Genomic DNA, 13,610 nt, shown 5'->3' with positions numbered 1-13,610 from the left:
GCGCCGCAGCGCGCTAGAGCAGGTCGCTCTCGTCGGTCACGGGCATCTCGCTGGTCGACGTGCCGTCGCGGTAGGCCGCCCGATCGGTCTCCGAGCGCGCGATCATCGCGTCGATCGCGGCCTGGAACGACTCGAGCGACCGGTGCTGCGGCGGCCCGAGCAGGTACGTAGCCAGCTCGGCGCGGCGCTCGGCGTGCAGGTCGGGGGCGGCGCGGGTGACGACGTCGATGAACTCGGCGATGCCGTGGCCGTCGCGCCCGATCGTCGTGCCGGCCCCGGTCGACGGGAACTCGGCCCGGAACGCCTCGTCGTCGAGATCGGTGTGGTTGAACACCGCGTACGGCTTCTCGCTGGCCAGGAAGTCGCTGACGACGCTCGAGATGTCCGTCACCAGCGCGGTGGCGCGGTTGAACCACTCGTTGATCGAGCCGCCCTTGACCACGCGGTGGTCGATGCCGGTGCGGGCCGCCGCGTCGTCGATCAGCCCGGCGATGCGCGCCAGGACGAAGCGGTACTTGGCATCGCGCTGGCCCGTGAACGGGTGCGACTTGAAGACGACCCGCACGGGCGGGTCGGCGGCCAGCAGGGCCTCGACGACCCGCACGCCGATGGCCGAGACCGACGAGTACTCCTGCTCGAGGTTGACCCCCTCCCAGGTGGGGGCGTAGAGCACCGTCGGGACCTCGTCGACGCCCAGGGCCGGCTCGCGCGAGATGGCGTGCACCTGCGGACGTCCGACGTAGCGGTACTGGCCCTCGTGGGTGCCGAGCCCCGACCGGCGGTAGCGGTCGGCGCCGGCCTCGCCGGCGACCCACAGCTCGTCGTACGCCCGTGAGAACGGGTTGTTCGAGGCGCTCTTGTCGCTGTCGCCGTGACCGATGAACGCGCTCATGAGGGTGGGCAGGCGCAGCAGGTGGATGTTGTTGCCGGTGTTGGACGGGTAGAGCGCGATGCGGGCGGCGCTGAAGTCGAGCATCAGGAGCTCGCCGGGATCGCGAAGCTCGAGCGTCGGGATCGACGTGGCACCCATGCGGCCGAACAGGGGAGGGTCGCGCAGCACGATGAAGACCCGCCGGTCGAGCGACTCGAGGGCCTCGAGCCAGGTGTTGATCTGGTAGGCCGCCGTGTCGGGACCGCTGAGGTGCACGACCACCTCGGGGCGGTACTCGTCGAGGAAGTCCTGCACCTGACGCAGTGGTCCGGTGAAGCCGGTGGCGCGCTTCTGCTGCCGCATGCGCCACGATGCCAGCATGTCGGGCACGGACGTCCGCACCAGCACGGCGACGCCGGCGGCGGCGAGCGGCAGCACGAGCCACCAGGCCGCGCCGAGCAGCGCGGGCGCCAGCACCAGCACCTGGCTGGCGACGACCTCGACGACGCGGGCCGGGGGAGTCTCGTGGATGCGCGTCTCGCCGGGGATGTTGCGGGTGCGCATGGGCTTGAGCGGCCCGATCTCGCGGTAGGTGCCGTGCAGCGCCCGGGCGCACAGCACCAGGGTCTCGACGACGCCGACGGCCGCCAGCGTCCGCCACGCGCCGATCGAGTCGATGTGCTCGGTGGCCACGAGCCCGACGACGAGCCTCAGCACGAAGCGCATCGGGACGCCGAACGCGGCGTGCCGCAGCAGCAGCCCGGCCGCGGTGGGCCTCTTCTCGAAGAACAGCTCGCCGGCGACGGACACGAGCAGCAGCACCAGCGTCGCGATCTCGAGGCCGGCGACGGCGCACACCACGGCGAGCGCGAGACCTCCCACGGTGGCGGCGAAGGCCGGCAGCTCGTTCGATCTGCCCAGTCGGGAGGCGGCCACCTGGGCGGCGCGGACGGGCGAGAGCATATCGACGAAATTATCACGGCGGTCTCGGCCCGCCCCTGGGGTAACGTCGTGCCGTGCTCCGACCTCGGAGGCTCTCGCTCCCGGCCTCGATCGCCCACCCGGTGCGTCTGCTGCCGCTGACGTTCTTCGCGTTGATCGTCGTCGGCACCCTGCTCCTGCTGCTGCCGTGGGCCCGGTCGGGCGAGTACTCGCCGGGGTTCATGCCGGCGTTCTTCACGTCCACCTCGGCCGTCACGGTGACGGGGCTCGCGACCGTCGACACGTCGACGTACTGGTCGCCGGCCGGCCAGGGCATCATCCTGGTCCTGGTCGAGATCGGTGGCCTCGGCATCATCGCGCTCGCCACGGTGCTGGGCCTGTTCATCGGCGGGCGGCTGGGCCTGCGCACGCGACTGGTCGCCCAGGCCGACATGCACGTCGTCAACATCGGCGAGGTCCGGCCGCTGTTCAAGCGCGTCGCCCTGACAATGATCTTCTTCCAGACCGTCACCGCGCTCGTGCTGACGGCCCGCTACCGCGCCTCGTACTTCGACGACCTGCCGACGGCCCTGTGGCACGGCGTGTTCGACGCCGTGATGGCCTTCAACAACGCCGGGTTCTCGCTCAACGGCGACAGCATCGTGCGCTACGCGGGCGACGGGCTGATCATCATCCCGATCTCGATGGCGGTGTTCTTCGGGGCCGTGGGGTTCCCGGTGCTGGCCGAGCTGTTCAGCGGCTGGCGCACCCCTGCGCGGTGGACGATCCACACGCGGCTGACGGTGTGGGGCTCGATCGGCCTGCTCGTGTTCGGCGCGGTGACGTTCCTGCTGCTCGAGTGGAACAACCCGGCGACGCTCGGCGGCAACGGGTTCGGGCACAAGCTGGTCACGGGCATCGAGGGCGGCATCATGCCCCGGTCCGGCGGGCTCAACAGCTTCGACTGGGGCCAGGTGCGACCCGAGACCCTCAACATCGGCGTCATCTTGATGTTCATCGGCGGCGGCAGCGCCAGCACGGCCGGCGGCATCAAGATCACCACCTTCCTGCTGCTCGCCTACGTCATCTGGGCCGAGCTGCGGGGCGACCCGGACGTCACGATCGGGGCCCGCCGCGTCGGCCCGCGGGTCGTCCGCACGGCCATCGCGATCGCGCTGCTGGCCGTGATGCTCGTGACGGTCACGACCTTCCTCGTGATGCTCATGACCGACTTCGACTTCGACGAGGTGCTGTTCGAGTGCACCTCTGCCTTCGCAACGGTCGGCCTCAGCACGGGCATCACGCCGAAGCTGCCGGTGGACGCCCAGTGCGTCATCATCGTGCTGATGTTCCTCGGACGCGTCGGCACGATCGCCGCGGCGGGGGCCCTGGTCCTGCGGCGTAGGATGCCGCGGTACCACCTTCCCGAGGAGCAACCGATCATTGGCTAAGGACCGCAACACCTCTCCGACCGCCCCGGTCATCGTGCTCGGGCTGGGTCGCTTCGGCACGGCGGTCGCCCGCTCGCTCGTGCAGCTGGGCCACGACGTCCTGGCGGTCGACGAGCGTGCCGACATCGTGCAGAAGTACGCCAGCGACTTCACCCACGTCGTCGCCGCCGACACCACCGACACCGAGGCGCTGCGCCAGATCGGCGCCGAGCAGTTCCAGGTCGCCGTCGTGGGCATCGGCACCGACATCGAGGCCAGCGTCCTGACGGTGCTGGGGCTGCTCGACCTGGGCGTCAAGGAGGTCTGGGCCAAGGCCATCAGCGGCAAGCACGCCGCGATCCTCGAGCGGGTCGGCGCCACCCACGTCATCCGGCCCGAGTCGCAGATGGGCAAGCGCGTCGCGCACATGGTCACCGGCACGATGACCGACTTCATCGAGTTCGACGAGAGCTTCGCGATCGCGCGCACGCGCTCTCCCTCGCGCGCCTGCGGCAAGACGCTGCAGGAGGCTCGCCTGCGCGCCGACTACGGCGTGACGATCGTGGCGGTCAAGTCGCGCGGCCACGACTTCACGTACGCCCAGGCCGACACCCAGGTCTTCGACGGCGACGAGCTGGTGGTCTCCGGTCCGACCAGCAAGGTCGAGGCCTTCTGCGCGCTGTCGTGACGGCGCCGGCACCAAGGACAGGCTGTGCTGCCAAGCCTTAGGTCAGCCTGCTCTTCGTTGAAACGGCAACCGATTGTGGGCAGGGTGGAGGCATGACCTCCACACACATCCAGGCCCCGTCCGAGCTCGCCACGACGTCCGAGATCGCTGCCGGCGTCGCCCAGTTCCTCAGCCCCGTCGTCCGCGACCTCGAGGCGCTCGTCGTCAACGGCAAGCAGGCCCACTGGCACGTGCGCGGCGGCAGCTTCGTCGGCGTCCACGAGACCCTCGACCAGGTCGTCGAGCACGCGCAGGACTACGCCGACACCGCCGCCGAGCGCGTCGTCGCCCTCGGCCTGCCGCTGGACTCCCGCATCCAGACCGTCGCCGCCCAGTCGACGCTGCCCACCCTGCCCGACGGCTTCCAGTCGTGGCAGGACACCTGCGCCACCGTCGTCGGCCAGATCGACGCAGCGCTCGTGACGGTGCGCGCCGCGGTCAACGGCCTCGACGACATCGACCTCAGCAGCCAGGACGTCGCGATCGAGATCGAGCGCGGCCTGACCAAGGACCGCTGGTTCCTCCAGGCGCACCTCGCCTCCTGATCCGGGTGCGAGATGGGTCACCCTGCTTGAAGTGAGGTTAGGCATACCTCTACTCTGAGCAGGTGAGATCCCACCGACGCCGCATGCCGACCGAGCACGTGCTCCTGGCCGGCGACATCGGTGACCTTCCTGGCATCGTGGCCGCCCTCGCGTGGCTCCCGGCCGACGCGTACGGCCAGGTGCTGGTCGAGGTCGGTATCGACGACGAGCTGCCGCTGCTCGCGGCGCCGCTGCGCGTGACGGTGCATCGCGTCGAGCGCTCGCCGTTGGGTGAGGGCATCGCCGCGGGTCGCGCCGTCGCCGCGTGGGTCGAGGAGTGGATCCCCGACGAGATCGACGAGCGGCGCACCGTCAGCATCTGGGTCGGCCAGCGGGTCGCCCCGGCGTGCCCCCAGATCAGCGGCCTGGTCGAGCTGCTCTGACCCGGGCCCCGCGGCGGCCTCAGTCGTCGTCGGCGGTGCTGCGGACGGCGTCGACCAGCTCGCGCCACGGTCCGTCGAGCTCGCGCTCGGCCACGACCGCCGTGTGGTCGGCGACGCGCAGGTCGTAGACGAAGCCGTCGGGCGTCGCCGAGGTGTCGTCCGTCGCGTCCCACGGGCACGCCTCGACGATGGGTCGCCATCGCTCGGCGTCCTGCGGCGCGGACACCTCGACCGTCCACTCGCGGCGCATCCCCGCGAAGCCACCCGTCCGGGCGACCGTGATGACGAAGGGAAGCTCGTCCATCTCGACCTCCAGCCCGACGGCCGCGGGTCAGCCGTCGCTGCCAGTGTCGCCGATCGGCAGGCCGACCGTCGACCACGCGTCGACCACGGCCCGCTGCTCGCGCGACTGGCGTCCGAAGCGTGCGGCAGCCGCGGCCGACGTCGCCGCGGCGAAGTCGGAGAACGTCGCGGCCGGTGGCAGGTCGCCGGTGATGGTGTCGTACCAGATCGGGCCGGCGGCGTCCCAGGCGTTGCCGCCGAGCGCCGTGGCCACGAGGTGGAACGCGCGGTTGGGGATGCCGGAGTTGAGGTGGACGCCGCCGTTGTCGTCGGTGGTGTCGACGTAGTCGGCCATCGTGGCGGGCTGCGGGTCCTTGCCGAGCACGTCGTCGTCGTAGGCCGTGCCGGGTGCGCTCATCGACCTGAGCGCACGGCCCTCGACCTGGTCGGTGAACAGTCCCTCGCCGATGAGCCAGCTGGCCTCGGCGGCCGACTGCCCGCGCGAGTACTGCTCGACGAGCGCGCCGAAGACGTCCGAGACCGACTCGTTGAGCGCGCCCGACTGGCCGGCGTAGACGAGGTCGGCGGTGTACTGGGTGACGCCGTGCGACAGCTCGTGCCCGATGACGGACAGCGAGGCCGTGAAGCGCCCGAAGACCTGCCCGTCGCCGTCGCCGAACACCATCTGGGTGCCGTCCCAGAACGCGTTGTCGTACTGGCGCCCGTAGTGGACGGTCGCGCGCAGGGGGAGGCCGGCGCCGTCGATCGAGGCGCGGCCGAAGACGTCGGCGAACAGCGCGTACGTCGCGCCGAGCCCGTCGTAGGCCTCGTCGGCCGCGACGTCGCCGGTGCTGTCGTCGCCCTCGCGACGGACCACGTCGCCGGGCAGCGTCTCGGCCCCCGCGGCGTCGCTGATGGTGCGATCGGGCCCGCTCGGTGGCACGGGCGCCGGCACCCGCTCGGCCAGGACGCCCGGACCCGCCGGCCGGGGACGCAGGTCTGACCGCAGGGAGCGCTGCGCGGCCTCAGCGGCGGGCCGCAGGTCGTCGCGGTCGAGCTGGGCGAGGTGGCTCAGCAGGTAGGGCGGGACGATGCCGTGGCGCATCCCTCCACGGTAGGCGTCCGGTGCGACAGGCGCGAGACCCTTCGGCGTCTCACGGCCGCCAGGGCGGCAGGCTGCCCAGCCAGCACTCCGCCGAGCACGAGCGTCACGCCCAGCGCCTGGGTCGGACCGAAGGCCTCGTGCATCACGAGGACGCCGAGCAGCGTGCCGACCACGGGATTGACGAGGCCGACGAGGGCCGTGGCGCCGGCGGTCATCCGCGTGAGTCCGTGGAACCAGCAGACGTAGGCCAGACCGGTGCCGACCACGCCGATCCACGCGTAGCCGACGACGTTCCTCGTTCCGAGGGCCGGAGGTGCGCCCTCGACCACCAGCGCCACGGGTGCCAGGACGAGGCCGGCGGCCGTGAGCTGCCAGCCGGTCAGCGTCAGCAGGTCGGTGGGCGGGTCCCAGCGCTTCAGCAGGACGAAGCCGAGCGCCGACGTGCCGACCGCGCCGGCCGCCGCCAGCACTCCGACGAGGTCGACCGCGGCGTCGGACCTCAGGACGAGCAGAGCCACGCCCAGAACGCCGACGACCGCCCCGACGACGCCCGCGCGGGTGGGGGGCTCGCCGGCCAGCACCGCGGCGAGCGCCATGACCACCAGCGGAGACATCGCGGTCATGGTGGAGGCGAGCCCGCCCGGCAACCGGTAGGCGGCGAGGAACAGCAGGCAGAAGAACAGCCCCATCGTGCACGTCCCGAGCACGAGCGACCTCCACCACCACACGCCGCGGGGGAGTCGCCGACGCAGCGCGACGATCGCGAGGCCGACCGGGAGGGCGCGGACGGCTGCCGAGAACAGCGGCCTGTCGTCGGGCAGGAGACCCTCGGTCGTGACGTACGTCGTGCCCCAGGCCACGGGGGCGACGAGCGTGATCACGACGGTGCGCCAGGTCCACGTATCTTCCATGGAAGACATCATACCTTCCGTGGAAGATATGATGTGGCGATGGACGACATCGGGACCGATCATGTCGACGAGATCGTCGAGCAGTGGGCCGTCGAGCGGCCCGAGCTCGACAGCACGCCGCTGCACGTCATCGGACGCATCTCGCGCCTGTCGGACGTCATCGACGAGCAGCTTCGCCCCGTGTTCGCGGCCTTCGGGCTGGGTGACGGCGACTTCGACGTGCTGGCGACGCTGCGACGCAACGGCCCGCCGTTCGAGCTCACGCCCACCGAGCTCGCCGCCCGCACGATGGTCACGTCCGGAGCGGTCTCCAAGCGGGTCGACCGCCTGGTCGGGGCAGGTCTCGTCGATCGGCGGGTCAGCGACGCGGACGGACGGGGCCGGCACGTCCGGCTGACCGGACGCGGGCAGGCCCTCATCGACGAGGCCTACCCGGTGCACCTGCGCAACGAGGCGCGCCTGCTGGCCGGTCTGAGCGCTGTGGAGCGCGACCAGCTCGCCGCTCTCCTGCGCAAGGCCGGGGCCTCCGTCGACGAGGCCCGGGTGCCTGACATGCGCACATGACCCGGCGGGAGTAACGTCCGTCGATGGGTCCGGCCGGGGGGTCGTGACCTGGACAGACGGGAGTCCCGATGCTTCGGGCAGCAGACGACACGTTCAGGCTCAACGCCGACTTCTTCGACTACACGATCATCGCGCTGTACTTCGCCGTCGTGATCGGCATCGGGGTGCTGGCCCGCAGGCAGGTGTCGTCCAGCCTCGACTTCTTCCTGTCGGGACGCTCGCTGCCCGCATGGGTCACGGGGCTCGCCTTCATCTCGGCCAACCTCGGCGCCGTCGAGATCATGGGCATGTCGGCCAACGGCGCCGAGTTCGGCGTCGCGACGTTCCACTACTTCTGGATCGGCGCCGTCCCGGCGATGCTGTTCCTCGGCATCGTGATGATGCCCTTCTACTACGGGTCGGGCGTGCGCAGCGTCCCGGAGTTCATGCGGCGACGCTTCGGCACCGGCGCCCACCTGGTCAACGCGCTGAGCTTCTCGATCGCCCAGCTGCTGATCGCCGGCATCAACCTCTACCTGCTGGCCACGATCGTCAACCGGCTGCTGGGCTGGCCGCTGTGGGTCTCGCTGATCGTCGCGGCGCTGGTCGTGCTCAGCTACATCACCCTCGGCGGACTGTCGGCCGCGATCTACAACGAGGTGCTGCAGTTCTTCGTGATCGTGGCCGCGCTGACCCCGCTGACGATCATCGCCCTGCACAAGGTCGGCGGCTGGCAGGGCATCAAGGACAAGGTGCAGCCCGGGCCCGAGCAGCTGTCGTCGTGGCCCGGCACCGACCTGACCGGCATCGACAACCCCCTGCTGTCGACGATCGGCATCGTCTTCGGCCTCGGCTTCGTGCTGTCGTTCGGCTACTGGACGACCAACTTCGTCGAGGTGCAGCGCGCGATGGCCTCCGACTCGCTGTCGTCGGCCCGTCGCGCCCCCATCATCGGCGCGTTCCCGAAGATGTTCATCCCGTTCATCGTGATCATCCCGGGCATGGCGGCGGCGATCATCATCCCCGAGATCTCCAACCTCAAGTCGGGCCAGGGCGACTCGGGGGGAGCCACGTACAACGACGCCATCTTGCTGCTGATGCGCGACCTGCTGCCCAACGGCATGCTCGGCATCGCGATCGCCGGCCTGCTGGCGTCGTTCATGGCCGGCATGGCCGCCAACATCTCGGCCTTCAACACGGTGTTCTCGTACGACCTGTGGCAGCAGTACGTGCAGAAGGACAAGCCCGACGGCTACTACACGGGCGTCGGACGCATCGCGACCGTCGCAGCGACGGTCATCGCGATCGGCACGGCCTACTTCGCGTCCAACTACGACAACCTGATGAACTACCTGCAGACGCTGTTCGGCTTCTTCAACGCACCGCTGTTCGCGACGTTCATCCTCGGCATGTTCTGGAAGCGGATGACCGCCACCGCCGGCTGGACGGGCCTGGTCTCGGGCACCGCGGCCGCCGTCGCGGTCGCCTTCCTCAGCGAGGACGCCTTCGGCGGCGCCAGCACGGGCGTCCTGTCGCTGTCGGGCCAGGGCGCGAGCTTCGCCGCGGCGGGCGCCGCCTTCGTGGTCGACATCGTGGTCAGCGTGGTCGTGACCTCGATGACCAAGCCGCGCGACCCCAAGGAGCTCGAGGGCCTCGTGTACTCGCTGACGCCCAAGGAGTCGCTGGTCGACCCCGACGAGGGCTCCCTGCCCTGGTACCAGTCACCGACCAAGCTCGCGGGCATCGGTCTGGTGCTGGTGATCATCCTCAACCTGCTGTTCCGATAGGGGAGTGCCATGAGTGAGAAGAAGCAGAAAGCCGGCATCTTCGACATCCGCTTCGTCATCGGCGGTCTGCTGGGTGTCTACGGCGTCATCCTGATCCTGCTGGGCCTGTTCAACGCGACCGACGAGGAGCTGGCCCGCGGCGACGGGCTCAACATCAACCTGTGGGGCGGCCTCGGCATGCTCGCCGTGGCGATCGCCTTCGGCGTGTGGGCCAGGCTGCGGCCCGTCGTGGTGCCGGTCGAGCAGGAGCCCGTCGATCAGGAGTAGGTGCTCACACCGGTAGCATTGGGCGGTGACCACGCATGACGAGACGCCCGCCTCCTACCGCTACACCAGTGAGCTGGCCGGTGACATCGAGCGCCGCTGGCAGGACCGGTGGGACGCCGAGGGCACGTTCGAAGCCCCCAACCCCACGGGCGACCTGGCGGTCGACGGGGCGGACGGTCAGCCGCTCGGCGACAAGTACTTCATCATGGACATGTTCCCGTACCCCTCCGGGGCGGGGCTCCACGTCGGGCACCCCCTGGGCTACATCGCCACCGACGTCGTCGGGCGCTACCGCCGCATGCAGGGCGACAACGTGCTGCACTCGCTCGGGTACGACGCCTTCGGGCTGCCGGCCGAGATCCACGCCGTGCAAACCGGTGAGCACCCGCGCACCAACACCTTGGCCAACATCGCCAACATGCGCCGTCAGCTGCGCCGTCTGGGCCTCGCGCACGACCCACGCCGCAGCTTCGCCACGATCGACCCCGACTTCGTCCGCTGGACGCAGTGGATCTTCATCCAGATCTTCGAGTCCTGGTACGACGACGAGCAGCAGCGCGCCCGGCCCATCAGCGAGCTGCGGGCCGAGTACGAGTCGGGTGCGCGCACGGCGCCCGACGGTGCCGGCTGGGCCGATCTCGAGCCGCTCGAGCGTCGCCTGCTGATCGACTCGCGACGTCTCGCGTACGTCGACGAGTCGCCGGTCAACTGGTGCCCCGGCCTGGGCACGGTGCTGGCCAACGAGGAGGTCACCGCCGACGGACGCAGCGAGCGCGGCAACTTCCCGGTGTTCACGCGCAACCTGCGCCAGTGGAAGATGCGCATCACGGCCTACTCCGACCGCCTGATCGACGACCTCGAGCGGGTCGACTGGCCCGAGTCGGTCAAGAACATGCAGCGCAACTGGATCGGACGCTCGCACGGCGCGAGGGTCCGGTTCCAGGTCGAGGCCGCCTCGACGTCGTTCGACGTGTTCACGACCCGCCCCGACACCCTGTTCGGTGCCACCTACGCCGTGCTGGCGCCCGAGCACGAGCTGGTCCCAGCACTCGTGACCGACGCGTGGCCCGCCGGCACCCCCCGCAGCTGGACCAACGGACTCGAGACCCCGGCCGAGGCGGTCGCGGCCTACCGCGCCGTCGCCGCCGCCAAGACCGACCTCGAACGCCAGGAGAACAAGGACAAGACGGGCGTCTTCACCGGCTCGTACGCGACCAACCCCGTCAACGGCGAGCAGGTCCCCGTCTTCATCGCCGACTACGTGCTGACGGGCTACGGCACCGGCGCGATCATGGCCGTCCCCGGCGGCGACCAGCGCGACTTCGAGTTCGCCGAGGCGTACGGGCTGCCGATCGTGCACACGGTCCAGCCGCCCGAGGGGCACGAGGGTGCCTACGTGGGCGACGGGCCGGCGGTCAACTCCGCCCAGACGGGCGAAGGCGCGACGCTCGACGTCAACGGCCTGAACATCGCCGAGGCCAAGGAGGCCGTCGTCGCGTGGCTCGAGGCGCACGGCGCGGGCGAGGGCACCACGACGTACCGCCTGCGCGACTGGCTGTTCAGCCGCCAGCGCTACTGGGGCGAGCCGTTCCCGATCGTCTACGACGAGTCCGACCAGCCGATCGCCGTGCCCGACCACCTGCTGCCGGTCGAGCTGCCCGAGGTGCCCGACTACTCGCCCAAGACCTACGAGCCCGACGACGCCGACAGCACGCCCGAGCCGCCGCTGGCGCGCGCCGACGACTGGGTGCACGTGACGCTCGACCTGGGCGACGGCCCCCGGCCCTACCGCCGCGAGACCAACACGATGCCCAACTGGGCCGGTTCGTCCTGGTACGAGCTGCGCTACACCGACCCGCACAACCCCGACGCGGTCACCGATCCCGCCAACGAGCGCTACTGGCTGGGCCCCAAGACGCCCGGCGGCACCGGCGGCGTCGACCTGTACGTCGGCGGCGTCGAGCACGCCGTGCTGCACCTGCTCTACGCCCGCTTCTGGCACAAGGTGCTGTTCGACCTCGGCCACGTGTCGAGCGAGGAGCCCTTCCACCGCCTGTTCAACCAGGGCTACATCCAGGCCTACGCCTTCGTCGACGAGCGGGGCGTCTACGTCGAGGCCTCGCAGGTCGAGGAACGCGACGGCGGGTTCTGGTACGACGGCCGCCCCGTCACCCGCGAGTACGGGAAGATGGGCAAGAGCCTCAAGAACGTCGTCACCCCCGACGAGATGTACGAGGCCTACGGCGCCGACACCTTCCGCGTCTACGAGATGTCGATGGGCCCGCTCGACGTCTCCCGTCCGTGGGAGACCCGTGCCGTCGTCGGCGCACAGCGGTTCCTGCAGCGGGTGTGGCGCCTGCTGGTCGACGAGCACACGGGCGAGTCGCTGATCGACGACGCCGAGCTCGACGTCGCGACCCTCCACGCGCTGCACACCACGATCGACGGCGTCCGCGGCGACATGGAGAACCTGCGCTTCAACACCGCCGTCGCCAAGCTGATCGAGCTGACCAACCACCTGACCAAGGTCGGCGTCAGCAGCCGCGCCGCCGTCGAGCCCCTGGTGCTCATGCTGGCACCGCTCGCGCCGCACCTGGCCGAAGAGCTGTGGTCGCGCCTCGGGCACGACGACTCGCTGACGCACGCGCCGTTCCCCGTCGCCGATCCCGCGCACCTGACATCGGCGTCCGTGACGTGCGTCGTGCAGGTGCTCGGCAAGGTGCGCGGCAAGATCGAGGTCTCGCCCGACATCTCCGACGACGACCTGACGGCGCTCGCGCTGGCCGAGCCCAACGTGGTCAAGACGATCGACGGCCGCGAGGTGCGCAAGGTCATCGTCAAGGCGCCCAAGCTGGTCAGCATCGTCGTCTGAACCGCCGGGCTCGCTCGGCCTGTGGTCGCGACGTGACGTGGCGCACACAGCGATAGGCTTCGGGCATGCAGATCGGCATCGTCACGGACTCGACGTCCTCCCTCGACCCGGACGACGCGCTCCGCGAGCACATCGAGGTCGTGCCGTTGCAGGTCATCATCGGCGCCGAGACGTACACCGAGGGCGATGACGTCACGGCCGACATGATCGCCGAGGCGCTCGCCGCCTTCGTGCCGGTCAGCACGTCACGACCGACCCCCGACGACTTCCTGGCCGTGTACGAGCGGCTCGCGGCCGACGGTGCCGAGGCGATCGTCTCGGTCCACCTCAGTGCGCGCATGTCGGGCACGCTCGAGTCGGCGCAGCTGGCGTCCAAGCAGGCGTCGGTGCCCGTCACGTGCATCGACTCGGCCCAGGTCGGCCTCGCCACGGGATTCGCGGCCGGCCGGGCCGCGCTCGCCAGGGACGCGGGCGAGGACGCCGCCGGGGTGGCCGATGCCGCTCGTCAGGCGGGCGAGAGCTCGTCGGTGCTGATCTACGTCGACACGCTCGAGTACCTGCGCCGGGGCGGACGGGTCGGTGCGGCCGCCGCCCTGATCGGCTCGGCTCTCGCCGTCAAGCCCATCCTCACGATCGAGGACGGTGCGGTCGTCCCGCTCGAGCGCGTCCGCACCAAGGCCAAGGCCCTGGCACGGCTCGAGGCGCTCGCGGTCGAGAAGGCCGAGGCGTGCGACGACGGGTTCGACATCGGCGTGCAGCACCTGGCCAGCCTCGACACCGCGACGGCCGTGGCCGGCCGCCTGGCGACGGCGCTGGGCCGCGAGGAGGTCTCGGTCGACGAGGTGGGTGCCGCGATCGGCGCCCACGTCGGTCCCGGCATGATCTCGGTGACGATCACCCCCCGCTGACCGAGGCGGTGCACCAGCG

The 13,610-nt window shown here is 70.6% G+C and carries 13 protein-coding genes; 9 read left to right on the top strand and 4 right to left on the bottom strand.

Annotated features, from left to right (window positions below; translation table 11 throughout):
• Positions 1-13 precede the first annotated feature (13 nt).
• The gene (locus DX116_RS16265; protein ID WP_119705250.1) at positions 14-1,834 is read right to left on the bottom strand and encodes a CDP-glycerol glycerophosphotransferase family protein; all 1,821 of its coding nucleotides are present in this window, start codon (positions 1,832-1,834) and stop codon (positions 14-16) included.
• Positions 1,835-1,887: 53 nt separating this feature from the next.
• On the opposite strand from DX116_RS16265, the gene DX116_RS16260 reads away from it, so the two are divergent.
• The 4 genes from DX116_RS16260 (at position 1,888) to DX116_RS16245 (ending at position 4,916) form a co-directional block, all read left to right on the top strand.
• Positions 1,888-3,243, top strand: a complete 1,356-nt coding sequence (locus tag DX116_RS16260) for a TrkH family potassium uptake protein (protein ID WP_199716103.1) — start codon at positions 1,888-1,890, stop codon at positions 3,241-3,243.
• Complete coding sequence (locus DX116_RS16255; RefSeq protein ID WP_233556834.1) at positions 3,236-3,910, top strand: potassium channel family protein; 675 nt, start codon at positions 3,236-3,238, stop codon at positions 3,908-3,910. Before DX116_RS16260 ends, DX116_RS16255 begins: the two co-directional genes overlap by 8 nt.
• Positions 3,911-4,002: 92 nt before the next feature.
• Positions 4,003-4,494, top strand: a complete 492-nt coding sequence (locus DX116_RS16250) for a Dps family protein (protein ID WP_119705248.1) — start codon at positions 4,003-4,005, stop codon at positions 4,492-4,494.
• A 62-nt stretch (positions 4,495-4,556) separates the two neighbouring features.
• A complete protein-coding gene (locus DX116_RS16245) occupies positions 4,557-4,916 on the top strand; it encodes an SIP domain-containing protein (protein ID WP_147393691.1) in 360 nt (119 codons plus the stop codon).
• A gap of 19 nt (positions 4,917-4,935) precedes the next feature.
• Here DX116_RS16245 and DX116_RS16240 read toward each other — a convergent pair whose 3' ends face one another.
• The 3 genes from DX116_RS16240 to DX116_RS16230 are packed head-to-tail and all read right to left on the bottom strand — an operon-like array spanning position 4,936 to position 7,214.
• A complete protein-coding gene (locus DX116_RS16240; protein ID WP_119705246.1) occupies positions 4,936-5,220 on the bottom strand; it encodes a protealysin inhibitor emfourin in 285 nt (94 codons plus the stop codon).
• A 27-nt stretch (positions 5,221-5,247) separates the two neighbouring features.
• On the bottom strand, positions 5,248-6,303 hold the full coding sequence (locus DX116_RS16235; RefSeq protein WP_119705245.1) for a M4 family metallopeptidase: 1,056 nt from the start codon (positions 6,301-6,303) through the stop codon (positions 5,248-5,250).
• A complete protein-coding gene (locus DX116_RS16230) occupies positions 6,270-7,214 on the bottom strand; it encodes an EamA family transporter (protein ID WP_233556832.1) in 945 nt (314 codons plus the stop codon). Before DX116_RS16230 ends, DX116_RS16235 begins: the two co-directional genes overlap by 34 nt.
• Positions 7,215-7,253: 39 nt before the next feature.
• Between DX116_RS16230 and DX116_RS16225 the strand changes: the two genes are divergently transcribed.
• The 5 genes from DX116_RS16225 to DX116_RS16205 all read left to right on the top strand — a co-directional run bounded on the left by DX116_RS16225 (position 7,254) and on the right by DX116_RS16205 (position 13,591).
• Positions 7,254-7,778 (top strand): MarR family winged helix-turn-helix transcriptional regulator, encoded by a 525-nt coding sequence (locus DX116_RS16225; RefSeq protein WP_119705244.1) that lies wholly within the window; start codon positions 7,254-7,256, stop codon positions 7,776-7,778.
• 68 nt (positions 7,779-7,846) lie between these two features.
• Positions 7,847-9,544, top strand: a complete 1,698-nt coding sequence (locus tag DX116_RS16220; protein WP_119705243.1) for a sodium:solute symporter family protein — start codon at positions 7,847-7,849, stop codon at positions 9,542-9,544.
• Between the two features lie 9 nt (positions 9,545-9,553).
• Positions 9,554-9,811: a hypothetical protein gene (locus tag DX116_RS16215; RefSeq protein WP_119705242.1), complete on the top strand. Its 258-nt coding sequence runs from the start codon at positions 9,554-9,556 to the stop codon at positions 9,809-9,811.
• Positions 9,812-9,836: 25 nt separating this feature from the next.
• Positions 9,837-12,683 carry a leucine--tRNA ligase gene (gene leuS / locus DX116_RS16210; RefSeq protein ID WP_119705241.1) on the top strand — a complete coding sequence of 949 codons (2,847 nt, stop codon included), beginning with the start codon at positions 9,837-9,839 and terminating at the stop codon, positions 12,681-12,683.
• Positions 12,684-12,748: 65 nt separating this feature from the next.
• Positions 12,749-13,591 (top strand): DegV family protein, encoded by an 843-nt coding sequence (locus DX116_RS16205; RefSeq protein WP_119705240.1) that lies wholly within the window; start codon positions 12,749-12,751, stop codon positions 13,589-13,591.
• Positions 13,592-13,610: the final 19 nt, after the last annotated feature.

Origin of the sequence: Aeromicrobium endophyticum, assembly GCF_003586285.1 — a bacterium.
Taxonomy (GTDB): Bacteria; Actinomycetota; Actinomycetes; order Propionibacteriales; family Nocardioidaceae; genus Aeromicrobium; species Aeromicrobium endophyticum.
This window is presented reverse-complemented; position numbering and strand designations above follow the sequence as displayed.